This is a genomic window from Xanthomonas sp. WHRI 6106 (genome assembly GCF_040202405.1).
Lineage (GTDB): Bacteria > Pseudomonadota > Gammaproteobacteria > Xanthomonadales > Xanthomonadaceae > Xanthomonas > Xanthomonas cannabis.
This window is the reverse complement of record NZ_JBEGFC010000007.1, coordinates 46,918-70,531: the sequence shown is the minus strand read 5'-3', so window position 1 is coordinate 70,531 and position 23,614 is coordinate 46,918. Positions and strand designations below refer to the sequence as shown.

The following is a 23,614-nucleotide window of genomic DNA, read 5'->3' as shown; positions in this document are numbered from 1 at the left end:
GCCGCAGCGATCAGAGAATCGGCACCAGGCCTGCACCGAACGCGGTCAGCATGCGTACCAGCAGCCATTTCGGCCCGACGTTGACCTCGGGGAAATCGCCCACCGCCACATAGCACTGCCGGAACTGCGGGTCCTGTCGCTTGAGCGGGAACGGGCAGCCCGGGCCGGGCTGGAACTCGTAATTGGTCGCATAGCGCCAGGGCCAGAAATCCAGCACCGGCAAGGCTTCCGACACCTTGCCCACGCTGTAGTTCAATCCACTGAACAGCGGCGGTTTTTCGCGCGGAGCCACCGTCCAGGCATTCTCCGGGCTCATGTCGCGCTCGATGCTGGCCGCCAGCGCCTGCGCAAAGCGCACATCGTCGATGACGACCGCGGCCTCGGTGTTGTAGTTCTCGCTGCGCGGATCGAAGTTGTGCGTCCCGATCACCCCGATGCGGCGGTCCACCACCAGCGATTTGGCGTGCAGCCCCATGCGCGCACCGGCGCGGGTCACCGGCAGCGGTTTGTTGACCGCGCGCGTGCCCAGGAACGAAGGCCGCGTTTCAGTGCGGAGCACGCGGCGATCGACTTCGCTGCCGCCGGGTGCACGGCCGCCGCCACTGCTGCCGCGAATCACGCTTCCGGCACTTGTGCGCCCGTCCCCGCCGCTGCTGCCCCGCATCGCATTGCCGGCCGCGCTGCCGCCGATCAACCGGTTGTCGCGGCTGTCCTCGTTGACCTCGGAAGCGGGGTTGAGCGGATCCGGCACCAGGTTGGCGTAGTCCACCGGCGCATCCAGCGGGAACGGCTTAAACTCGTATACGTTGAAGCCCAGCTCGCGCAGGTTGCGCCGTTTGAACTTGTACGAGAGCGCGTACACGATGGGGTTGTCGGTGGCGGCCAGGCTATTGCTCGACACCACGACGCGCGGCGGCTGCGGGCGTTTGCGCAGATCGCGGAAGATGGCCTGGGCCTCGTCGGACAACACCAGGTACGGCGTCTGCAGCAGTACTTCCTGCTGCGCATTGGCGATCAGGCCATCGAGTTCCGGCGCGGTGGACACCGCCTTTGCGCCATGTTCCTTGCGGTGCTTTTGCGGCAGGTCGGCCACGTACAGCACGCGCTGCACCGGCATGGCCGGAGTCACGAAGGCGTCGCGTATGAACTGCGCGTCGCCGGCCTCGCGATCAACCCGCGCCACCCGCTCCGGGCGCCGGAACTGTGCCGGCGGCATCTGCGGGGCGCCCTGCTCCAGCAACAGCCGGCCTACATCATTCAGGCGCTCGGCCGGAATGCTGCGCCGCGCGCGCCAGAACGCATCGAAATTGGCCGCCATCGCACGCACTTCCGGCCCGGCCAGAATCACGTCGCGGTCGCGGAAGTTGTACTCGCTGTCCCAGTCGTAATAGTCGTCCTGGTAATTGCGCCCGCCGACCACGCCGAGCACGTCGTCCACCACCAGCAGCTTGTTGTGCATGCGCTGGTTGAAGCGACGGAAACAGCACAGCACGCTGCCTGCATAGTCAAAGTAGTTGAGTTTGACCTTGCCGAAGGTGGGGTTGTAGATGCGTAGTTGCAGGTTGTCGTGGCTGCTGGCGAGTGCGCCCAGGATCTGCAGATCGGCGATCGCCGACAGCTGGTCGATCAGGATGCGCACCTTGACCCCGCGGCGGGCGGCGTCAGTCAGCGCGTCCAGCACCATGCGCGCGCTGTCGTCCTTGTCGAAGATATAGGTCTGCAGGTCGATGCTGCGGGTGGCGCTGCGGATCAGGTTGAGCCGCGCCACCAGCGATTCCTCGCCGTGGTCGAGGATGGTGGCGTAATGCCGTGGCGCGGCCGGCGTGGAGGCAGTGATGGCCTGCCCACCCAGCGCGCGCAAGGGCGAAGGCTGGGCGCAACGGTTGGCCTGGGTGCAGTCCACCACCGTGCTGCGCGCGGCAGCGGCCACACCGGCCGCGCGGTTGCGTTCGGTTTGCGACAGGCCGGCGCATCCGGTGCCGAGCAACAGGGTTGCCAGCACCAGGACCCTCAACAGGAACCTCACGGGCGCCGCGCCTCCTGCAGCCGCCCACGCAGAATGAACGTCACCCTGTCGCCCAGGGCCATCTGCCACGCATTCATTCCGTAACGTCCACGCAGGACCGTACCTCGGCTGATCACGTCGCAATCATAGCCCGGCCGTGCGCATTCAGCTGGCGCCACATGCAGGGTCTCGATGTGGGTGATTCCGCGAATGGTCAGGTTGCCGGTGATGTCGCCGCCCCCCTTGACCACCTCTTCGGCGTAAGGCAACGACTCGAATTCCACCACCGGGTAACGCGCCACGTTGAAGAAATCTTCGCCGCGCATCCAGCTGGTGTAGCGGTCCTTGCCGGGAATCTCCACCTGGGTGGCGTCCAGCCGGAAGCGCACTTGCATGCGCCGGTCCGGCAATTCCACCAGCTCACCGCGAAAACGCGGGAAGAACCCCTCCATCTTCATCCCGAAGCGGGTCTTGATCTCGAACCCAAAGCGCGACTGCGCCGGGTCGATGGTGTGCACCTTCTGCTGTGCGAGGCAGGGCAGCGCGACCCAGAGCGCGAGCCAGGCGAACCAGCGCAGCGACGATGTCACGGATCAAGGCCACCAGAAGGCGGTCAGGCGGGCGATGCCCGGCTCGATGGTGGCATCCAGCGGCAGGGCCAGCAGGGCGATCGAGGCGGTCGGCATGCCGCGGTAATCGCCGGTCTGCCCGCTGTGCATCAGCGCGGCCAACCGCTCCAGGCCCGGGTTGTGGCCCACCAGCAGCAGCCGCTCGGCCTCGCGATGTTCGTCCACCAGGCTGGCCAGGGTGCCGGGCGTGGCCTCGTAGATGCGTTCGTCCAGCCGTTGTTCGATATAGCCGGTGAGCTCGAGGACCGCTTCCAGGGTCTCGCGGGCACGCCGCGCCGGCGAACACAGCACCCGGTCGGGCACCAGACGCTGCTCGCGCAGCCAGCGCCCGGCCGATTCGGCCTCGGCGATGCCGTGCGGCGACAACGGGCGGTCGAAATCGGCCTGGCCGGTGTCGGCCGGTTCGGCGTGGGCGTGTCGCAACAAGATCAATTCGCGCATGGGAACTTTCCGGTTAGGACTTCTTGAGCCACTTCAACAGCGGCTCCCAGTCCTGTTGATGGTCGCGCACCTGCGCCGAGCGGTAATCGAACAAGCTGCGCCCCAGCCCGGCCATGACCACGTAGGCCTGGGTGTCGCGCAATTGGGTCACCAGCGGATAGGGCCAGGTGCCGATCATCTCGGCGGCCTGCTGCGAGGTCTGGGTCCACGGACGTGCGCGGTTGAGCACCAGGCCCACCGGCAGCTTGCGCTGGTGCACGCGCGGCACCTTGGCGAGCGTATTGAGGAAGCCCACCACCGCTTCGATGTCCAGCGCCGAGGACAGCACCGGCACCACGATGGCGTCGACATGGTCCAGGAAACCGCTCAAATCGTCGGCCATGGCGCCGGCCGGGGCATCGATGATCAGCTGGTCGGTGCCATCGGGCACCGCGGCCTGCCAGTTGCGGCGCTTGGTGGCATCGATCGGCAGCACCGCACTTTCGAGGCTGGCGCGACGCTGCGCCCAGCGGGTGGACGAGCCTTGCGGATCGGCATCTGCCAGCACGGTGCGCTGGCCCTGCAATGCCGCGTGTGCGGCCAGATTGGTGGCGATCGTGGTCTTGCCGACGCCGCCTTTGGAGGCGGCCACCAGGACTGTCTTCATGCACGCCTCGCTTCCGGGAGCAAGCCGGCAGCGTACACCGCAGTTGGGTGAGGAAGTAGTCGAAAGGCGTTAAACGTCGAACGGCGGAAGGTGTCGCAACGCAGCATGGCTTCCCCAGCACCTAGCTGCCGGAGGCATACGACAGCCGGCGGGGTTATCGGAATTACTGGATCGCTGCGCTCGGCTGCCATTGCGCAGGTGGCTGCGTTGCAAGGCCTTGACGCTGCGCCCGCGCGCGCAGCGCCGGCACTTCGCCTTGCGTCAGGAGGGTGTCCAGATCGATGGCTTGGTCGGTGGGCGTGGGCGCGCGGCGTTGGTATTGCTGCTGCAGCCACTCCAGCTCTCGCAGCCGCGCCTGCCAGCGCGTGGCGTCGGCACCACTGCTCAATGCGGCCATGCGCTTGGCCCCGACCATGGCCGTCAGCATGGTGGACTCGTCATTGGCCACGCTGTTGAACACTGCCATGCATTCGTCGCGCAATGCGGGCGTAGCGACATTGGAAGTGCAGCGGCGCACCAAATCGCCTAACGCGGGGAGTGCATGTGCAGACCAGGCGCCCATCACGAACATCGCGGCCATGCCCGCGCCAGTGGAAGGCAGGCCTTGCGCGTCGAGTTGCGCGCGCAAGCTGACCGAGGTCAGCGATGGCCATTGCACGCCGTCGTAGGTGGCACGCAGGGCGTTGCCAAGTTCCAGCGCGCCGCTGTCGAAATGATCCGCCTGCACCGCCGCCTGCCAGGCGCGTTCGGCACCCGGCTGATCGCTGCGACGCATTGCAGCGGCGTAGGCACGCAGGTGCACATCCGCATTGCCGGCATCGGCCTGCTCCAGGAAGGCAAGCGCTGCGTCTGGATCGCAGCGCAATCCAGACGCGCAGCCGGCTGCTTCCATCCGCGCCACCATCGGGTCGCGCGGCCGCGCGTCCAGGGCGCGCTGCAGCCAGACGCGCTGGATCGGCGCGTAGCCGCCCTCTGCGGCGGGCGCGGTGTCGTCGTACTCGGAACCGGCCCACAACAGACCGGCCAGATACAGCTGCCTGGGTTCACCGCTGTCCGCCATGCTGCGCAGGCGTGCCTGCATGGTCTGGCCGACCTGCTGCGCCCATTGCTCCACGACAGGGTCATTTGCCGGAGCCGATAAATTGGAGGACGGCGCCGAGGCGGCATGTGCCATGCAGACGCTACCAATCCAAAGCAGCGTACTGCCGATCACGCGATATCCGTACATGTGCTGCTCCTGTCCATGTGCTGGTGCACGTTGTCGAGGATCAGCATTTCATAAGGGTTACGGGCCATCAAGCCACCAGCTGCGCCAGCAGCCAGGCCCACGCGGGCAGCGTGAGCAACGACAGCAGGATGCTGTAGCCCACCATCGCCGCCGCCAGCCTGGGGGCCAGCCGATGCGAGATGGCCAACGCGGCGGCGGTGATCATGGTGGGCATGGCCGATTCGAGCACATTGGTCTGCAGCAGCAGGCCGCGCAGACCAAGCGCCCAGGACAACGGCAGCGCCAGGACCGGCATCACCGCCAGCTTGAACACCAGGCCGACCGCCAGCGGCTTGAGCTCGTCGGCAGGCAGACGCAACTGCAGCGAGAAGCCGACCGCCAGCATGACCAGCGGCAGCATGGCGTCGGCCAGGCTCTTGAGCCCGGAGCCAATCCAGGCCGGCGGCTGCTCGGGCATCAACGTCAGCGCGAACAGCAGTGCCCACAGCGGCGGGAACTTCAACACCCGGGTCAGGATGGTCCTGGCGGTCGGCGGGGTGTCGCCGCTGTAGCGCGCCAGCACGTACAGCCCGAAGGTGGACAGCAGCACGAAGGTGCCGAACTGGTCGTAGACCACCGCATACGGCAAGGCCCGATCGCCAAGCAATGCGCGCACCATCGGAAACCCGATGAAACTGGAGTTGGTGAACACCACGCACATCAGCAGCGCGGCGTAGTCGGCACGGCCCAGTCGCAGCAGGCGGCTGCAAGCCCACAGCAGCGGCACGATGATCGCGGTGAGCAGCCACGGCGTGGCGATCACCCCGCCCAGCGAGGCATCCAGGTGCAGGCGCGGCACGTAGGTCAGCACCGAGGCGGGCAGGCAGATGTACAACACCACGCGATTGAGCACGTCGGCGCTGTTGTCGGGCAGCACCCGCAGACGGGCAAACAGCAAGCCAAGGCCCAGCATCGCCAGGATCAACGCAAAGGCATCCACCGCCATGCGGGGTCAGGTCCATCGGAAACAGAGGCACAGGATCGCATGACGCAGCGCGGGCGTCGGCAGAACGCTGGCGTGGGTGCGCTGACGCGAGGCGCGGCATGCAATTCGGTCATCTGGTCTATCCCGATGTCGGCATCCCGCATGAGCGCTTACGTGACGTACCTGCGGCGTGTTCCGCGAGGTGGCCGGGTAAGAGAAGTGCAGCAATGCCGCAGCGTCGAGGGCGCGGTGCCCTCACCGCTCGCGGGACACGCCGCAAGTACGTCCCTGTAGGCTCGGTGGCGGCATCCATGCCGCCACACGGTCCCGCAATCGGCGAGGACACCACGCCAGACAGTTGGCTGGTGGCTTTGTTGAAGAGCAAAGACACCGCGTCGCCAGCTTGCTAGTCGCTATTGAGATCCTTGCGCACCGACCACCTCGACTGGTCCTTGCCCGCCCACCGTCGCGGGACCTTGAGCGGCATGGATGCTGCGCCAAAGCCCACATGGACGCACTCGCAGCGTGTCCTGCGATGGTGGGCGGGCAAGGGCCCTGCAGCAACTCGGCCCGGTGCACGGCCCGCTGCGCGACATTCCCGCAGCGGGGCGAAGCGCTTACGGGAACGCGGGCGGGTTGGCCTGCCATGCCGCGAAGACCTCGGCCAGGCTGGCGCGCTCTGCTTCGCGCCAGTCCGGCAGCAGACTGGCGTAGCTGGCGGTACTGCTCCAGCGATCGGGCCAGGTGCGCACGGCGGCGGCATACCACTCGGTAGCCTCCTGCTTGCGCCCGGCGCGCCATAGGGCCAGCGCCGCCGTCACGGGCAGCCACTCCGGCGTGGCCGGGCGGCCATTGGCCAGGTTGGCCCACTGCTGCAGCGCCTTGTCGGGCTTGTCGGCGCGCAGCAGGTCCCAGCCGTAATTCCAGGTAATCGTGCGGTATTGCTGGCTGCCGTTGGACACCAGTGCCAGCGCGCCCTGGTATAGCTCATCACCCAGTTGCGTGCGCCCGCCCGCATAGGCCAGCGAGGCCAGCTGGGCGCGCGGTTCGGCCGCGCGCGCGTCACGTTGCACCATCGCGGCCAGGCGGTCGACCACGGCATCGCCCTGCCCCTGCACCGCGACCACCGCCTTGGTGGTGCTGCGGTCTTCGTCGAAATAGAACTCCTTGGGCTTGGGCAGGCTCTGTGCCTGCGCCAACGACCACACGCCCCCGAGCAGGGCCAAGGCGGCCCATGCGTATTTCCTTTTCACTGTATTTTCCCCTGACAGCAAACGACCCCTTCCCGTCCCCATCCTAACCGCAGCGCGACGGCTGCGCATCCGCATGCGAACGGGCGCGTGAAGGCTGACTGTTACACTTTGCGCCGCCGTTTTGGAATCCGTCGGGCGAATCATCTGGTTTCAGATGATACGCACCGGGTCCCAGCCACCCTTTCCGGGCACGCCATGACCAGTACCGCTGCACTTTCTTCTCCCGACTCTGCCAACACGCCGGAGCTCGGCCGGGTGGATGCGGACTACACGCTGGACCACAAATACACGCGCACCGACGGGCGCATCTATCTGTCCGGCGTGCAGGCGCTGGTGCGGTTGCCGTTGCTGCAGCGCCTGCGCGACGAGGCTGCCGGCCTGGATACTGCCGGCTTCATCAGCGGCTACCGCGGCAGCCCGTTGGGCGGGCTGGACCTGGAACTGTGGCGCGCACGCAAGCATCTGGACGCGGCCCGGGTGACCTTCACCCCCGGCCTGAACGAGGACCTGGCCGCCACCATGGTGTGGGGCACCCAGCAGACCAACCTGTTCCCCGGCGCCAAGGTGCAGGGCGTCTACGGCATGTGGTACGGCAAGGGCCCGGGCGTGGACCGCAGTGGCGACGTGTTCAAGCACGGCAATGCGGCCGGGACCTCGCCCTTTGGCGGCGTGCTGGCGCTGGCCGCCGACGACCACGCCTGCCGCAGCTCGACCCTGCCGCATGGCTCGGAAGACGAATTCGTCAGCGCGATGATGCCCATCCTCAACCCGGCCGGGGTCCAGGACATCCTGGACATGGGCTTGCTGGGCTGGGCGATGAGCCGCTACACCGGGCGCTGGATCGGCTTCAAGACGATTGCCGAAACGGTGGAATCGTCCGCCTCGGTGGACGTGGACCCGTTCGCACGCACGATCGTGCTGCCGGAGGACTTTGCGCTGCCGCCGGGCGGGTTGAGCATCCGCTGGCCGGACCCGCCGGTGGACCAGGAAACGCGCCTGCACCGCTATGCGGTGGCCGCGGCGCAGGCCTTTGCGCGGGCCAATCGGATCGACCGCATCGTGCTGGATTCGCCACGCGCGCGGCTGGGTATCGTCACCACCGGCAAGAGCTACCTGGACGTGCTGCAGGCACTGGAATACCTGGGCCTGGATGCGCAGGCCTGCGCGCAGATCGGCATCCGCGTGTACAAGGTCGGCATGACCTGGCCGCTGGAGCCGGTGGGCATCAGCGCGTTTGCGCGCGGGCTCGAAGACATCGTGGTGGTGGAAGAGAAAAAGGCCTTCATTGAGCGCCAGATGAAGGAGCTGTTCTACAACTGGCCGGCCAGTGCAGGGGCGCGGCCGAGCATCGTCGGCAAATACGACGAGCAGGGCGCGTGGATCCTGCCGTCCACTGGCGAGCTGACCCCGGCCACGATTGCCGCGGTGATCGGCAGGCGCATCCAGCGGTTCGGGTTGCCATCGGGCACATTCGCCGACGCGATCGAACAGCGGCTGCGCTGGATGGAGACCAAGGAAGCGGAGATGGCCTTGCCCCGCGCGCAGTTCCCGCGCGTGCCGCATTACTGCTCCGGCTGCCCGCACAACACCTCCACGGTGGTGCCGGAAGGCTCGCGCGCGCTCGGCGGCATCGGTTGCCACTACATGGTGACGTGGATGAATCGCGCCACCGACACCTTCACCCACATGGGCGGCGAAGGCGTGACCTGGTCGGGGCAGGCGCCGTTCACCGACACCCCGCACGTGTTCCAGAACCTGGGCGATGGCACCTACTTCCACAGTGGCTCGCTGGCGATACGGCAGTCGGTGGCCACCGGCGTCAACATCACCTACAAGATCCTCTACAACGACGCGGTGGCCATGACCGGTGGCCAGCCGGTGGACGGCACGCTCACCGTGCCGGACATCGCGCATCAGCTACGCGCCGAAGGTATCCACGAGATCGCCATCGTCAGCGACGACATCGGCAAATGGACACGCCGACGCGACCTGTTTCCTGCCGAGGTCGCGTTTCACGATCGTGGCGAACTGGATGCGGTGCAGCAGCATCTGCGCACGGTCAAGGGCGTGTCGATCCTGATCTTCGACCAGACCTGCGCCACCGAAAAACGCCGCCGCCGCAAGCGCGGCAAGCTGATCGACCCGCCCAAGCGAGTCATGATCAATTCGCTGGTGTGCGAAGGCTGCGGCGATTGTGGCGAGAAGAGTTTTTGCGTGTCGGTGCTGCCGAAGGACACCGAATTTGGGCGCAAGCGCGAGATCGACCAGTCCAACTGCAACAAGGACTATTCCTGCGTGTCGGGTTTTTGCCCGAGCTTTGTCACCGTGCATGGCGGCGCGCCGCGCAAGGGCAAACAGCGCGACGCCAGTGCGCTGCTGGACAGCCTGCCCGCGCCACCACAACGCACCACGCTGGAGCGGCCCTGGAACATCCTGATCACCGGCGTAGGCGGTACCGGCGTGGTCACCATCGGCGCGCTGCTCGGCATGGCCGGGCACCTGGAGGGCAAGGGCGCCACGGTGCTGGACCAGACCGGCCTGGCGCAAAAGGGCGGCGCGGTCACCACGCATATCCGCATTGCACGCACTCCCGGCGACATCCACGCGGTGCGTATCGCTGCGGGCGAAGCCGACCTGGTGCTGGGCTGCGACATGGTGGTGGTCAACGACTATTGGGCGCTGTCCAAGGTGCGCGATGGGCGCACCCAGGTGGTGCTCAACACCTACGAAGCGATGCCGGGCAGCTTCACCACGCAGCCGGATCTGCAATTTCCGGCCGCCGAGATCATCGCCGGCGTGCGCACTGCACTTGGCGGGCAGGAGCCGTTGTTGCTGGATGCCACGCAACTGGCCACCGCACTGCTGGGCGATGCGATCGCCAGCAATCTGTTCGTGCTGGGCTACGCCTGGCAACACGGGTTGGTGCCGTTGTCGCATGCGGCGCTGATGCGCGCGATCGAGCTCAATGGCGCGGCCGTTGCGATGAATCAGCAGGCCTTTGCGTGGGGCCGGCTGGCGGCGGTGGATCTGCCGGCCGTGCGTCGTGCAGCAGGCCTGGGCACCACGGACGCACCTGCGCACCTGCACGGCGACACGCCGGCCGCACGCGCACCGGGCAGCTGGGAAGAACACGATCTCAGCGGTGCCAGCGCACCGCGTGCACTGGCGCAGACCGATGGCAGCACGCTGCATGGCGGTGCCGATGCACCGGCACATCCACTCGATGACGAACAGCTGGCGCAATCGCTGGACGAGGCCATCGCACGCCGCGTCGCATTCCTCACCGACTATCAGGACGCCGCCTATGCGCAGCGCTATCGCACGTTGGTGGAACGCGTGCGCACGCACGAAACCCAACGCGCGCCGGGCAGCAGCGCCTTGACCGAAGCGGTGGCGCGCTACGCATTCAAGCTGATGGCCTATAAGGACGAGTACGAAGTGGCGCGCCTGTACACGCGCGGCGATTTCCAGCGCCGGCTGCAACAGCAGTTCGAAGGCGACTACACGCTGCGCTTCCACCTGGCGCCGCCGTTGCTGGCCAAGAAGGATGCCAACGGCAACCTGCTCAAGCGCGAATACGGGCCGTGGATGTTCACCGCCTTCAAGCTGCTGGCGAAGCTGAAATTCCTGCGCGGGGGCAAGCTCGACGTGTTTGGCTACACCGCCGAGCGACGTGGCGAGCGTCAGCTCATCACCGATTACATCGCCACCGTCGAGCGCCTGCTGGAGCGCCTGGATACCGACAACGTAGGCCTGGCCGCGCAGATCGCCAGCATTCCCGAACACATCCGTGGCTACGGTCATATCAAGCACGCGCATCTGCAGGAAGCCAAGGCACGCGAGGCGGCGCTATTGGCGCAGTGGCGTAACCCGAAGGCGTTACACGTAGTGCAGGCGGCCTGAGGCAGCCTGCAGCAATCACTGCAGCGCGACCGCTGCGGCCACGGAGCTACAGGGATGTACTTGCAGCGTGTCCCGCAAGGGTGGGCGGGCAAGGGCCCTGCAGCAAAGGCGTAGACCATCCGCTCTGCGCCTGATCTGCCCGTAGCGAGCAACCAGGTTGAGACACCTGCAATGTGCGTATCGCGAGCGCTTGGCGATCTTCAAGCCTGGTCGAGGGCGCGGTGCCCTCACCGCTCGCGGGACACGCCGTCAACCCGTCCATGGGGGCTCGGTGGCGGCATCGATGCCGCCACACGGTCCCGCAATCGGCGAGGACACCACGCCAGACAGTTGGCCGGTGGTTTTGTTGAAACGCTTTGTTGAAAAGCAAAGACACCGCGTCCCAGCTTGCTAGTCGCTGTTGAAATCCATGCACACCGACCATCTCCACTGGTCCTTGCCCGCCCACCGTCGCGGGACCCTTGGCGGCATGGATGCCGCCGCGGAGCCTACAGGGATGTACTTGCGGCGTGTCCTGCGATGGTGGGCGGGCAAGGGCCCTGCAGCAACGGCGCAAACTATCCGCTCTTCGCTTTTGCTGCCCGGGTCAAGCAATCAGGTAGCGACGCTTGCATCGTGCGTGTCGTGATGGTTGGCTGTCTTCAAGTCTGGTCGAGGGTCCTGCAGCCAAGCTACAGATCACAGCTTTCGCCTGGATCATCCACCCTGCAGTGAACCGGCCCGAAGTGATTGCGCGTACCGCTTATCGTGCAGGCCAAACCTCAGTCGAACTGCGGCCCGCGCATCAAGCGGATCGGCCCGCGTACGGCGGGCAGCTGCACGGTTCTGCCTTGCTGGGTGACACGGACGACGCCGGCCTCTGCGGCCGCTGCAGCTACCGCGCGCACCTGCGGCATCAGGGTGCGCCACACGGACGCATCATCGCTCAGTGCGCGCGCAACCTCCGATGGGCAGATCGATTGCTCGGGCCGCCGTTGCGCGAGCAAGCGCCGAATCAGCGCGGCAATCTGTGCGTCATCGGGCGGTTGCACGCCTGCACCGCGTCATTACAGGGGACGCAGCAGGCGCAGGCCGAACCAGTCCCTGGCGTCGTTCCAGCCGTGCGTGACCTTGAGCCCTGCCGCGGCGGCCAGCTCGGCAAAGCGCGCGTCGGTGTATTTGTAGCTGTATTCGACCTGCATCGCCTCGCCCTCGGCAAACGCGATGTCCTGGCCGCCGACCTGCACGCGTTGCGCGCGTTGGCTGATCAGGAAGGTTTCGATGCGGCCGCGCTCGCGCGCGTAAACCGCGTGATGACGAAAGCCGTCCAGATCGAAGTCGCTGCCGATCTCGCGGTTGAGGCGCGCCAGCAGGTTCAAGGTGAATTCGGCGGTGACCCCGGCCGCATCGTTGTAGGCGGCTTCGATCAGGCTGGCGTCCTTGTCCAGGTCGATGCCAATCAGTGCGCAGCCGTCGCTGCCCATGGTCTGGCGCATGGCATCCATCAACGCAACTGCCGCAGTGTCGGTGAAATTGCCCAGCGTCGAGCCGGGGAAGAACACCACGTGGCGACGTGCCGGGCGCTGTGCGTCAGGCAGACGCAGCGGCTTGGTGAAGTCGGTGCAGACCGGCAGCATCTGGATCTGTGGAAACTGCTGGGCCAGCCGCGCGGTGCTGTCCAGCAGCGCGGTGCGCGAGATTTCCAGCGGCGTGTAGGCCACCACATCGCGCAGGCCCTGCAGCAGCAGTTCGGTCTTGCGCCCGCTGCCGCTGCCGTATTCCACCACATGCACACCGGGGCCGATTGCCTGCGCGATCGAGGCCATGCTGGCCTCCAGCAGGCCCAGCTCGGTGCTGGTGAGGTAATACTCCGGCTGCCGGGTGATGGCTTCGAACAGCTCCGACCCGCGGGCGTCGTAAAAATACTTCGACGGCAGCGTCTTGGGCGTCTGCGACAGACCGGCCAGGGCATCGGCAGTGATGTCGTCCGGCTGCGGGCGCAGATCGGTCAGCGCGGCATGGGCGCGTTGCATGGCATGGGCGGCGGCGTTCAAGGCAGATCCTTGGCAAGGCGCACGCCGGCAAATTGCCAGCGCGCATCGGAAGGGAAGAAGTTGCGGTAACTGGCGCGCATATGGCTGGCCGGCGTGGCACAACTGCCGCCGCGCAGCACCCACTGGGCGTTCATGAACTTGCCGTTGTATTCGCCCAGCGACCCAGGCCACGGCGCAAAACCGGGATACGGCAGATACGCGCTGCCGGTCCATTCCCAGACATCGCCGAACAGTTGTTGCAACCCGGTGTCCACGGCCTCGGCGCCCCGTGGGTGCAGCGCATCACCGTCGACGAAATTGCCCTGCACCGGCACGCCGGTGGCGGCCTGTTCCCATTCGGCTTCGGTGGGAAGGCGCGCGCCGGCCCAGCGCGCGAAGGCGTCGGCTTCGAACAGGCTCAGATGACAGACCGGCGCATGCGGGTCGCGCATGCGCCAGCCATCCAGGGTGAACTCGCGTCCGTCCGCGTCCCAGTACAGCGGGTGCTGCCAGCCTTGCGCCTGCACCATGGCCCAGCCATCGCTGAGCCAGGCGCCGGCACTGCGGTAGCCACCGGCGTCGATGAATTCCTGGAATTCGGCGTTGGTCACGACCCGATGCGCCAGCGCATGCGCGCCCACCAGCACGCGGTGACGGGGCGATTCGTTGTCGTAGGCAAAGCTGTCGCAGTGCGGCCATGCGGCAGCGCCGATCTCGACGATCTGCTCGTCGCGCGCGTGCCAGCGTAGCGCACTGGCAATGGCGGCAGGCGGCACCGGCGCATCGCGGTAGGCCGGCTGCAGCGGGTTGCTCCAGAGCGCGTGCTTGATATCGGTCAGCAGCAATTCCTGATGCTGCTGCTCGTGCTGGATGCCCAACTGCACGATGGTGCAGGCCTGCGCATCCAGCCGCCCCTCCTGCAGGCGTTGCTGCATGTGGCCGTCGACGGCCGCCCGGTAGTCGCGCACCTGCTGCAGCGACGGGCGCGACAATACGCCGCGACGCGCGCGCGCGTGCATCGGGCCCACGCTCTGGTAGTAGCTGTTGAACAGGAAATCCCATGCCGGGTCGAACACGCGATACGCCGGGTCGGCCTGCAACACGAAGCGTTCGAAGAACCAGGTGGTATGGGCCAGATGCCATTTGCTGGGGCTGGCATCGGGCATGCTCTGCACCATCGCGTCTTCGGCGCTCAACGGTGCGGCAAGGCGATCGCTCAACGCGCGAGTCTGCGCATAGCGTTCCAGCAGGGACAACTGCTGTTGCTGGCGATCGACCAGCAGGGGTGAGGTTGCAGACATCGCCGTATGCTTGGTCAGCGCCCGTGAACGCGCCGTGTCGGCGGCATGGCAGCCAGCGGTAAGCTGTTGGCATGCCAACGTCTTCGCTGTCCAGCTCGTTCCCCGCCCCCTTCGATTGGGCGCACCGCCAACAGGCATTTGCGCTGCCCGATGAGGTCATCTATCTGGACGCGGCCTCTCGCGGACCACTGCTGCGTGCAGTGCAGGGCGTTGCCCATGAGGCCGTCGCGGCGATGGCCACACCGTGGCGGTTGCCGTTCGATACGTGGGTGCGGGACATCGAGCAGCTGCGTGGGTTGGCTGCGCAGGTGTTCGATGGCGATGCCGACGCGGTGGCGATGCTGCCATCGGCCGCGCATGGGCTGGCCACGGCCGCACGCAATCTGCCGTTGCAGCGCGGCGAAGCGGTGCTGGTGCTGGAAGGGCAGTTCCCGTCCAACCTGCTGATCTGGCAGCGGCGGTGCAGCGAGGTCGGTGCGCACCTCGTGGCGGTGCCGACCGACAGCGGCGCCGACCTGAGCGAGGCGGTGCTGCAGGCCATCGAGCGCACACCGGCGCTGCGCATCGCGAGCCTGCCGCAGGCGTACTGGCTGGACGGACGGCAGCTGGACCTGGACCGCATCAGCGCGGCGCTGCATGCACGCGGTGCGGCGCTGGTGCTGGACCTCAGCCAGAGCCTGGGCGTGTTGCCGACCGATCTGCCGCGCTGGCGGCCAGCGTTCGTGGTCAGCGTCGGCCACAAGTGGCTGCTGGGGCCGATGGGTCTGGCGTGGCTGTGGGTGGCAGCACCGTGGCGCGTCGACGGGGTGCCGATCGAGGAGCACTGGATCGGCCGCGATGCCGGCAGCAGTTGGGAATTCCCCATCGCGCAGGCACCGCACTACCGCGAGGGCGCCCGTCGCTTCGATGCCGGCGGGGTGGCCGATCCGTTGAGGATCGCGATGGCCACCGCCGCCTTGCAACAAGTGCTTGCCTGGCAACCTGCGCGAATCGCCGCAGCGCTTGGCGCGCTCACCGCGCAGTGGGATGCGGCCCTGCAGGCACGCGGTCTGGGCAGCTGGTCCACGCCCGCGCATGCGCCGCACCTGACCGCCCTGCAGCCGCCGGCACACCGGCTGGAGGCCGTGGCAACGACCGTTGGCGAACGCGGGGCGATCTGCACGCGGCGTCACGGACGCCTGCGTATCGCACCGCACCTGAGTGTCACCGGTGAGGCGCTGTCAGGTCTGATCGCAGCGCTGCCAGGGGCATGAAGCCGCACGTAGGAGCGGACCCGGCCGCGACGGGCGTTACCGAACGTTGTCAGGCGTTACCGGGATAACGCCGTGCCCCGTGTAACGCCCCGTCGCGACCGGGTCCGCTCCTACGCGTCAAGCGCGCTGGCTGAAGCGCAAGCCACGCGGGGTGACCCAGCGTTCCAGCCCCTCGAACAGCGCCTGCACGATCAGCGCAAGTACCGCTGCAGGGATCGCGCCTTCCAGAATCAGGCCGATGTCGTCCAGACGGATGCCGGTGAGGATCGGCTGGCCATAGCCGCCGGCACCGATCAAGGCGCCCAGCGTGGCGGTGCCCACGTTGATCACCGCGGCGGTCTGGATGCCGGCCACGATCGTGCGGCGCGCCAGCGGCAACTCCACCCGCCACAAGCGCGTCCACGCGGGCACGCCGATCGCTTCGGCGGTCTGGCGCAGCTCGCGCGGGATCGAGGTCAGCCCGGCGTAGGTATTGCGTACGATCGGCAGCAGGCTATACAGAAACAACGCCGCAATCGCCGGTTTCGCGCCGATGCCGAACAGCGGGATCATGAACACGAACACGGCCAATGACGGCAGCGTCTGCAGCACGCCGGTCAACGACAGCACCCACTGGCCCAGACGCGGCCGCCGTGCGGCCAGCACGCCCAGCGGCAAGGCGATCAGCAGCGCCAAGCCCAGCGAAACGCCGACCAATGCCAGATGCTCGCGCGTGTGACGCAACAAGCGACTGAAACGCGAATCGGCTTGCGTGGCCGGCGCCACGCCCAGCCACTGCGCCGCAACCGCCGCCTCGCCTTGGCGCTCCAGCTTCACCTGCGCGTTGAGCCGCTGCATGGTGGCTTCGTCGATACGCCCCTGCAGCCCCTGCAACGCCTTGAGCATTGCCGGTGCGCGCTGTGCCAGATCCTTGCGATACAGAAAGACCGCCTGGTACTCCGGGAAGTAATGGCGGTCGTCGCGCAGCACCTGCAGCCGGTAATACGGAATCTCCGCATCGGTGCTGTACAGATCGGTGACCTCGATCGCTGCGCTCTGCAGCGCGCGATACGCCAGATCGTGATCCAGCCCGGTGGCGGTCTGCGGCAAGGCGTAGGCCGCACGCACGCCGGGCCAGCCGTCGGCGCGCTGCATGAATTCGTTGCTCAGGCCGATCTTCAGGGTTGGATGACGGGCCAGATCGGATAAGGTGGCGATGCCCAGCGCGCGTGCCCGCTCGCGCTGCATGCCGAATGCATAGTTGTTCTCGAAACCCAGCGATTGCGTCATCGCCAGGCCACGTGCATCCAGCGCCTCGCGCAGTTCGGCCTGGCTGGCGGTGGGCAGCTGCAGCAGTTCCTGCGCGAGTGTGCCGGTGTATTCGGCGTAGGCGTCGATCTGCCCGGTCTCCAGCGCGCGCCACAGGATGCGGGTGCCACCGAGCTGGGCGCGGTGCTGCACGTCCACCCCAGTACGCTTGCCGGCAGCGGTGGCGATCTCGCCCAGGATCACCGCCTCGGTGAAATTCTTCGAGCCCACCGTCACCCCGGCGGCCGACGCGCCGCCGCTGCAGATCAGCAGCATCACCATGGCAAGCACGCGCGCGATCATGCCGCGTCGCCGATGCTGCGCTGCGCGCTGAGAAAGCGCTGCACGAACGGCTCGGCCGGCTGCGCGAGCAAGGACTGCGCGCTGCCCTGCTGCACCACGCGGCCTGCGCGCATCAGCACCAGGGTGTCTGCCAGATACGCGGCTTCGGCAACGTCGTGGGTAACCAGCACCACGGTCTTGCCAAGCTGGGCGAACAGTTCGCGCATCTGCGCCTGCAGGTCGTACCGCACGATGGGGTCCAGCGCACCCAGCGGCTCGTCCAGCAGCAGCGCCGGCGGGTCCAGCATCAGGGCACGGATCAGGCCAACGCGCTGCCGCTGGCCACCGGAGAGTTCGGCCGGGTAGCGTGCCAGCAACGCCGGCGGCAGCTGGCAGAGCGTGCACAGACTCTCCAGCCGCGCCTGGATGCGCTCGCGCGGCCAGCCCAGGGTCCGTGCCAGCAACACCGCATTGCTGCGCGCGTCCATGTGCGGAAACAGGCCACCTTCCTGGATGACATAGCCGATGCGCTGGCGCTGCGCCTGCAGGCCGGCACGCGTCAGCGGCGTGCCATCGAAGCTGACGCTGCCGCTGTCGGGCCATTCCAGCCCGACCAGCATGCGCAGGACGGTGGACTTGCCGGCGCCGCTCGGCCCGATCAACGCCGTGGTCGCACCACGTGCAACTGTCAGCGTGACGTTGTCGAGCGCAATGGACTGGCCGTAATGCCGGCTGACCTGATCGAGAGTGAACATGCGCTCGAGCTTGCCCAAGCCGACGTCAGCCGGGCGCGAAGGTAGGCATCAGCGGGGCGGCGCCAGCAGCTCGCGTGCGCTCAGATAGCCGTCGCCATTGGCATCCTGCCGCGCAAACCGCTCGACCAGGCTGGCCCGGTGCGCCGTACGGGTAATCGGCTTGCCACGGCGGCCGGGCAACTCTTCGCCCTGCAGCACGCCGTCGTGATCGGCATCGCGCTGATCGAAGGCGTAACTCATCCAGGCCACATATTCATCGCGGCTGACCCGGCCATCGCCATCGCTGTCCATGCGCTTGAGATACTCCTGGCTGTCCTGCACCTGGGCATGCGCTGCGGGCACCCACGCCAGTACAAGGCAGGCCAGTACAACGCAGGCCATCAGCAGCGCAGGCGGCGCCAGACGATGCAACGCACGCGCACTCACGGCAGCACGCGTGCCGCCGGGCTTACGGCCCACTCAGCGCATAACCCTTGAGCCGCGCCGCGTAGGCTTGCAGCGCTGCATTGCCGCTGGCTTCGGCCTCGTGGCACCACTGCTGCAACTGCTTCAGGCGCTCGGATGCGTCGTGGCTGCGGGCCTCCAGCACCGCACTGAGCCGCGCGCGGTACTCGACCAAGGTGCGCATGCGCGGGCGTTGCGCCACCCACGCCTGCAACTGTGCGCGCGCATCCGGCTTGAGCCAGCGCCCGTCGTCGACCAGGCCCTTGCGCAGGCGTCGCGGCAACAGCTCGCGCAGCTTGGCGCCGGTGGCGGCGGCCTCGTCGCGCAACGCCGGCTTGAGCACATTGCGCTGGTAGTCGGTCATGGCCTGGAAGCGATGCGACAACAGCGCCTTGAGCGTATCGGCATCGGGCACGGCGATATTGGGGCGGATATCCAGCGACGGCGCCACGCGCAACACCTTGGCCAGACCCACGGCCTGCAATCCACGGATGGCGATCCAGCCGATGTCCAGTTCCCAGCGCCGCATCGAAAAGCGCGCCGAACTCGGGAAGGCGTGGTGGTTGTTGTGCAGTTCTTCGCCACCGATCCACAGCGCCCACGGGGTGAGGTTGGTGGAGGTGTCGGCGGATTCGAAATTGCGATAGCCCCACCAATGGCCCAGGCCATTGACCACGCCGGCGGCCCAGAACGGAATCCACGCCATCTGGATCGCCCACAGCGCGATGCCCGGCAGACCGAACAGCACCGTGTTGAGCACCAGCAAGGCGACCGGGCCGGCATTGGCATGCGGGGTATACAGGTGCCGCTCGATCCAGTCGGTGGGTGCGCCCTTGCCGTACTGCTCGATGTCGGCACGCTGCGCGCGCGCCTCGCGGTACAGCTCCACGCCACGCCAGAACACCTGCGAAATGCCCTTGGTCTGCGGGCTGTGCGGGTCTTCTTCGGTCTCCACCTTGGCGTGATGCTTGCGATGGATCGCCACCCACTCGCGGGTGATCATCGAGGTGGTGAGCCAGGTCCAGAAGCGGAAGAAATGCGCCACTACCGGATGGAAATCCACGCCGCGGTGGGCCTGGCTGCGATGCAGGTACAAGGTCACCGAGAAGATGGTGAGCTGGGTGAACGCCAGTAGCACTGCAAGCATGCCCCACACGCCCAGCCCGGCCACGCCGGCGGTCAGGAAGTCGATGATCGGGTCGGACAACATCGGCAGGTCCACGGCGGCGCATCTCGTTGGTCGATGCAGACATGATGGGGGCGATCGCGGCAAACTTCACCCTTCGCACGCGTAGGGTCGCCCCTACATTTCTAAAGCGGTTCACACGTCTGTCTTCCCACTGCCTGATGCCTCCGTATGACTGTTGTTACCGATGTTGCTGCTGTACCCGCCGATGCGCCGGCGTTGATCGAACTCGACCAGGCGAGTGTGATGCGCGGCCAGGTTCGCGTGTTGCATGCATTGCAATTGCGCATCGCGCTGGGCCAGCACACCGCCATCCTGGGCCCCAACGGCTGCGGCAAATCGTCCTTCATCAAACTCATCACCCGCGAGTTGTATCCGCTGGCACGCGGCGACGGACAGGCCTCGGTCAAGGTGCTGGGGCAGACGCGCTGGCAGGTGGACCGGTTGCGCTCGCAGCTGGGCATCGTCACCAGCGATCTGAGCGTCAACCTGGCCGACATGCCGGGGCTGGATGTGGAGAGCGCGGTGCTGTCCGGATTCTTCGCCAGCTACGTGGTACCGCCGCATCGGGAGATCGACGACGGCATGCGCGCCCGTGCCCGCGAAGCACTGGCGTTGGCGCAGGCGTTGCCGTTGCTGGACCGCCCGTTTGCCGAGCTGTCGGCCGGCGAAACCCGCCGGGTGCTGATCGCACGCGCCCTGGTCAACCGCCCGCGCGCCCTGTTGCTGGACGAGCCCTCCACCGGCCTGGATCTGGTGGCGCGCCAGCACCTGCTGGACACGATGCGTCATCTCGCCCGCCAGGGCATCACCCTGGTGCTGGTGACCCACCACATCGAAGAGATCGTGCCGGAGATCGCGCGGGTGATCCTGTTGCGCGCGGGCAAGGTAGTGGCCGATGGCGCGCGTGATGCGCTGCTCACCGATGCCAGCCTGTCGGCGGTGTTCGATGGCCCGGTGCGCGTGCATCGTGATGGCGAGCGCTATTGGGCGAGCGTTGGGGAGTGAGCGCTGCAGGGTGTTCCTGTGCGCCTGCCTGTCAGACGCGAGCGGGCACCGATGCGGATCTGCGGTGTGTGCGGTAGCCACGCACGCGCGGCGTGGATAGCCGACGCGGCTGCAATACGCGCTGTTTCCCGATGGCTACGGTGGCTTGCCTGGGTACAAGCGCGTGAACGTGTCTTGCCGCAATGTCGGTCCGTGCTGGCGCGCGGTGGTCCATGGCTCGCATCGCACCGTTGTACGCCGATGCGCGTGTGTGTGGCGCGGATGTGCTGCGTGCCCTGCGATGCACGGTGCTGCGCGTGGCACGCCCCGCCGCCGTGCCCACCTGCACCCAGCGCATGACCTTGGACACGGGACGCCGCCGCTGCGGTTGCGCTTAGACTCGCCGCACCTACAGACAGGAGGCGTCCCGATGGCCCAGTGGTATTTCCATGTTCCCGGACAGGCCGAACGCATCGGCCCGCTCGACGCTGCCAACGCCCGCGTATACGCCCAGCGCCAACCCGACGCACTGGCCTGGCGCGATGGGCTCGATGGCTGGACCCCGGCCCGTCAGCTGGCCGAACTGCAGGGCGGCGGCAGTGCGCCGCCACCGCTGACCGGCACGGCTGGCCGCGCCGATGAGATCGACTACCGCATCGTCGGCAACGACATGCAGTTCGTCGAGGTCGAGCTGGACCCGGGCGAGAGCGCCATCGCCGAGGCCGGTGCGCTGATGTACAAGGATTCGGCAGTGCAGATGGACACCGTGTTCGGCGACGGCTCGCATGCCGGCCAGAGCGGCGGTGGCGGGCTGATGGGCAAGCTGCTGTCGGCCGGCAAGCGCGTGGTCACCGGCGAGAGCATGTTCACCACCGTGTTCACCCACGCCGGCAGCGGCAAGGCCAAGGTCGCATTCGCCGCGCCCTACCCGGGCACGGTGCTGGCGCTGCGGCTGTCCGAGCATGGTGGCCAGTTGATCTGCCAGAAAGACAGCTTCCTGGCCGGCGCGCGCGGCGTGTCGCTGGGCATCGCCTTCCAGCGCAAGATCCTGACCGGCCTGTTCGGCGGCGAGGGTTTCATCATGCAGAAGCTCGAAGGCGACGGCTGGGTGTTCGTGCATGCCGGTGGCACCGTGGTGGAACGCGAGCTGGCGCCCGGCGAGCGTATCGATGTGGACACCGGCTGCGTGGTGGCCTATCACGCCGGCGTGGACATGGACGTGCGCCGCGTGGCCGGGTTGAAGAGCATGTTCTTCGGCGGCGAAGGCGTGTTCCTGGCCACCCTCACCGGCCCGGGCAAGGTCTGGCTGCAATCGCTGCCGTTCTCGCGCATGGCCGGCCGCATGCTGCAGGCCGCTCCGCAAGCCGGCGGCCAGCAACGCGGCGAAGGCTCGGTGCTGGGCGGATTGGGCCGGCTGCTGGATGGGGATAACCGGTTCTGAGTGGGCGCTGCGGCGGGTTGGCGTGGTGGTGATTTAGCGAGTGAGGGTGCGGGGCGAAGCAATCGTCGTGTCACTTCTCAAGGCGCGTGGCGACGCGTTTGTCACTCCAGGCCCTGGCAGGTGCCCGAGGCGCACCCTCATCCGCCCCTGCGGGGCACCTTCTCCCCATGACGGGGACAATGTCCCGGTGGAGAAGGGGATCAAAGCCCCTCTCCTGCGGGAGAGGGGTTGGAGTGAGGGTGCGGGGCGAAGCCATTCTTCGGAATGGATGCACGAAGCTTCGCGCGTACCCTCATCCGCCACTACGGGGCACCTTCTCCCCCATGAAGGGGGACAATGTCCCGGTGGGAGAAGGGAATGCAAGGCCTGCAGATGATGCCGTTTTGAATTAGCGCCACCCACGCCAATCACTGCAGCAGCAGTGGCAGCGCGCGTGTATTCTCCCTCGCCTTTCCCATCGACGTTTTCGCCATGACTGCGCTTCGCCGCCCCCGCTCGCTTGCCCTGTTGTCCCTGCTCGGTCTGCTCTCGGCCTGCGGTGGCGAGCCACGCCCGGCCCTGCCCGCGCCGGTGGTGCAGCCGCCGTCGGCGACGGCAGCCAAACCGGTCAAGATCGGGATCGCGCTCGGCGGCGGCGCCGTCAAGGGCTTTGCGCATATCGGCGTGATCAAGATGCTCGAAGCCAACGGGTTTGCCCCGGTGGTGGTATCCGGCACTAGCGCCGGCAGCGTGGTCGGCGCGCTGTATGCCAGCGGCATGACGGCCTTCGACATGCAGGAAAAGGCGGTGGCGCTGGACCAGACCAGCATCCGCGACGTGCGGCTGTTTTCCGGCGGCCTGGTACAGGGCCAGAAGCTGCAGGACTACGTCAACGACCAGTTGGGCGGCAAGCCGATCGAAAAGTTACGCAAGCCGTTTGCCGCCGTGGCCACGCGCCTGGAAGATGGCGAGCGCACGGTGTTCGTGCGCGGCAATGCCGGCCAGGCGGTGCGTGCGTCCAGCAGTATTCCCGGCGTGTTCGAGCCGGTGACCATCGGGCAGTCCCACTTCGTCGATGGCGGCGTGGTCAGCCCGGTGCCGGTGGATGCCGCACGCCAGCTCGGCGCGGAGTTCGTGGTGGCGGTGGATATCTCCAGCAAGGCCAGCGGCAAGAATCCGGGCGACCTGCTGGGCACGGTGAACCAGTCCATCTCGATCATGGGCCAGCGCCTGGGCGAGGCCGAACTCAAGCGCGCGGACGTGGTGGTACGCCCCAAGGTCAACGAGATCGGCTCGGCCGATTTCAACCAGCGCAGCGCTGCGATCCTGGAAGGCGAACGCGCCGCCATGGCGGTAATGCCGCAGATTCGCGCCAAGATTGCGCAGCTGCAGGCCGCGCGCAGCAGTGCCACGCGCACGGCGGCCGATCAGGCCAGGGCAGCAAGGCAGCAGGCCTACGAGCGCTGCCTGGAACAACGCTCGCGCTGGGAAAAACTACGCGGCAAGGACGAGGCCTGCGTGGCACCGTGACGCGGCCACGCCGAGCTGGATGGGTGGATCGGCCGCCGGAGGCGGCTGTTGCCAGGGCACGCGAGCGCGCCAGGAGTTTGCCGGTGAT

The 23,614-nt window shown here is 67.3% G+C and carries 19 protein-coding genes; 5 read left to right on the top strand and 14 right to left on the bottom strand.

Annotation, left to right across the window (positions count from 1 at the left end; translation table 11 throughout):
- Positions 1 to 10: 10 nt before the first annotated feature.
- The 7 genes from ABQZ09_RS11955 to ABQZ09_RS11925 form a co-directional block, all read right to left on the bottom strand.
- A complete protein-coding gene (locus tag ABQZ09_RS11955; protein WP_349776973.1) occupies positions 11 to 2,026 on the bottom strand; it encodes a phospholipase D-like domain-containing protein in 2,016 nt (671 codons plus the stop codon).
- Positions 2,023 to 2,595 (bottom strand): YceI family protein, encoded by a 573-nt coding sequence (locus ABQZ09_RS11950; protein WP_349776972.1) that lies wholly within the window; start codon positions 2,593 to 2,595, stop codon positions 2,023 to 2,025. Before ABQZ09_RS11950 ends, ABQZ09_RS11955 begins: the two co-directional genes overlap by 4 nt.
- A gap of 3 nt (positions 2,596 to 2,598) precedes the next feature.
- Positions 2,599 to 3,075: a SixA phosphatase family protein gene (locus ABQZ09_RS11945; RefSeq protein ID WP_005992684.1), complete on the bottom strand. Its 477-nt coding sequence runs from the start codon at positions 3,073 to 3,075 to the stop codon at positions 2,599 to 2,601.
- A 13-nt stretch (positions 3,076 to 3,088) separates the two neighbouring features.
- Entirely contained in the window at positions 3,089 to 3,721 is a 633-nt protein-coding gene (locus ABQZ09_RS11940) for a nucleotide-binding protein (protein WP_005992682.1), read from the bottom strand.
- A 163-nt stretch (positions 3,722 to 3,884) separates the two neighbouring features.
- Positions 3,885 to 4,949: a hypothetical protein gene (locus ABQZ09_RS11935; RefSeq protein ID WP_349776971.1), complete on the bottom strand. Its 1,065-nt coding sequence runs from the start codon at positions 4,947 to 4,949 to the stop codon at positions 3,885 to 3,887.
- 67 nt (positions 4,950 to 5,016) lie between these two features.
- Positions 5,017 to 5,934, bottom strand: a complete 918-nt coding sequence (locus ABQZ09_RS11930) for an AEC family transporter (RefSeq protein WP_039414872.1) — start codon at positions 5,932 to 5,934, stop codon at positions 5,017 to 5,019.
- Between the two features lie 596 nt (positions 5,935 to 6,530).
- Positions 6,531 to 7,166 carry a tetratricopeptide repeat protein gene (locus ABQZ09_RS11925; RefSeq protein WP_349776970.1) on the bottom strand — a complete coding sequence of 212 codons (636 nt, stop codon included), beginning with the start codon at positions 7,164 to 7,166 and terminating at the stop codon, positions 6,531 to 6,533.
- 195 nt (positions 7,167 to 7,361) lie between these two features.
- Between ABQZ09_RS11925 and ABQZ09_RS11920 the strand changes: the two genes are divergently transcribed.
- Entirely contained in the window at positions 7,362 to 11,069 is a 3,708-nt protein-coding gene (locus tag ABQZ09_RS11920; RefSeq protein WP_349776969.1) for an indolepyruvate ferredoxin oxidoreductase family protein, read from the top strand.
- 761 nt (positions 11,070 to 11,830) lie between these two features.
- On the opposite strand, the gene ABQZ09_RS11915 is transcribed toward ABQZ09_RS11920, so the two are convergent.
- Genes ABQZ09_RS11915 through egtB form a run of 3 tightly spaced genes read right to left on the bottom strand, consistent with a single transcriptional unit; the run spans position 11,831 to position 14,382 of the window.
- Positions 11,831 to 12,100 carry a DUF3253 domain-containing protein gene (locus ABQZ09_RS11915; protein ID WP_349776968.1) on the bottom strand — a complete coding sequence of 90 codons (270 nt, stop codon included), beginning with the start codon at positions 12,098 to 12,100 and terminating at the stop codon, positions 11,831 to 11,833.
- A gap of 15 nt (positions 12,101 to 12,115) precedes the next feature.
- Positions 12,116 to 13,102, bottom strand: coding sequence for an L-histidine N(alpha)-methyltransferase (gene egtD / locus ABQZ09_RS11910; protein ID WP_349776967.1), 987 nt, complete (start codon positions 13,100 to 13,102; stop codon positions 12,116 to 12,118).
- Positions 13,099 to 14,382 carry an ergothioneine biosynthesis protein EgtB gene (gene egtB / locus ABQZ09_RS11905; protein WP_349776966.1) on the bottom strand — a complete coding sequence of 428 codons (1,284 nt, stop codon included), beginning with the start codon at positions 14,380 to 14,382 and terminating at the stop codon, positions 13,099 to 13,101. The genes egtD and egtB overlap by 4 nt, the downstream gene beginning before the upstream one ends.
- 71 nt (positions 14,383 to 14,453) lie before the next feature.
- Here egtB and ABQZ09_RS11900 point away from each other — a divergent pair, with 71 nt between their 5' ends.
- Positions 14,454 to 15,635 (top strand): aminotransferase class V-fold PLP-dependent enzyme, encoded by a 1,182-nt coding sequence (locus tag ABQZ09_RS11900; RefSeq protein ID WP_349776965.1) that lies wholly within the window; start codon positions 14,454 to 14,456, stop codon positions 15,633 to 15,635.
- Positions 15,636 to 15,752: 117 nt separating this feature from the next.
- Here ABQZ09_RS11900 and ABQZ09_RS11895 read toward each other — a convergent pair whose 3' ends face one another.
- From ABQZ09_RS11895 to ABQZ09_RS11880, 4 genes are read right to left on the bottom strand one after another with little or no spacing between them, the layout of a single operon-like run.
- Complete coding sequence (locus tag ABQZ09_RS11895) at positions 15,753 to 17,225, bottom strand: ABC transporter permease/substrate-binding protein (RefSeq protein ID WP_349776964.1); 1,473 nt, start codon at positions 17,223 to 17,225, stop codon at positions 15,753 to 15,755.
- Entirely contained in the window at positions 17,222 to 17,959 is a 738-nt protein-coding gene (locus ABQZ09_RS11890; protein ID WP_349776963.1) for an ATP-binding cassette domain-containing protein, read from the bottom strand. Before ABQZ09_RS11890 ends, ABQZ09_RS11895 begins: the two co-directional genes overlap by 4 nt.
- Before the next feature lie 48 nt (positions 17,960 to 18,007).
- Positions 18,008 to 18,418: an EF-hand domain-containing protein gene (locus ABQZ09_RS11885; RefSeq protein WP_349776962.1), complete on the bottom strand. Its 411-nt coding sequence runs from the start codon at positions 18,416 to 18,418 to the stop codon at positions 18,008 to 18,010.
- Entirely contained in the window at positions 18,408 to 19,613 is a 1,206-nt protein-coding gene (locus ABQZ09_RS11880; protein ID WP_349777045.1) for a DesA family fatty acid desaturase, read from the bottom strand. The genes ABQZ09_RS11885 and ABQZ09_RS11880 overlap by 11 nt, the downstream gene beginning before the upstream one ends.
- A gap of 147 nt (positions 19,614 to 19,760) precedes the next feature.
- Here ABQZ09_RS11880 and ABQZ09_RS11875 point away from each other — a divergent pair, with 147 nt between their 5' ends.
- The 3 genes from ABQZ09_RS11875 to ABQZ09_RS11865 all read left to right on the top strand — a co-directional run bounded on the left by ABQZ09_RS11875 (position 19,761) and on the right by ABQZ09_RS11865 (position 23,526).
- Positions 19,761 to 20,597 carry an ABC transporter ATP-binding protein gene (locus ABQZ09_RS11875; protein ID WP_039407086.1) on the top strand — a complete coding sequence of 279 codons (837 nt, stop codon included), beginning with the start codon at positions 19,761 to 19,763 and terminating at the stop codon, positions 20,595 to 20,597.
- A gap of 409 nt (positions 20,598 to 21,006) precedes the next feature.
- Positions 21,007 to 22,017: a TIGR00266 family protein gene (locus ABQZ09_RS11870; RefSeq protein WP_039407083.1), complete on the top strand. Its 1,011-nt coding sequence runs from the start codon at positions 21,007 to 21,009 to the stop codon at positions 22,015 to 22,017.
- A 471-nt stretch (positions 22,018 to 22,488) separates the two neighbouring features.
- On the top strand, positions 22,489 to 23,526 hold the full coding sequence (locus ABQZ09_RS11865) for a patatin-like phospholipase family protein (RefSeq protein ID WP_228889998.1): 1,038 nt from the start codon (positions 22,489 to 22,491) through the stop codon (positions 23,524 to 23,526).
- Positions 23,527 to 23,614 lie beyond the last annotated feature (88 nt).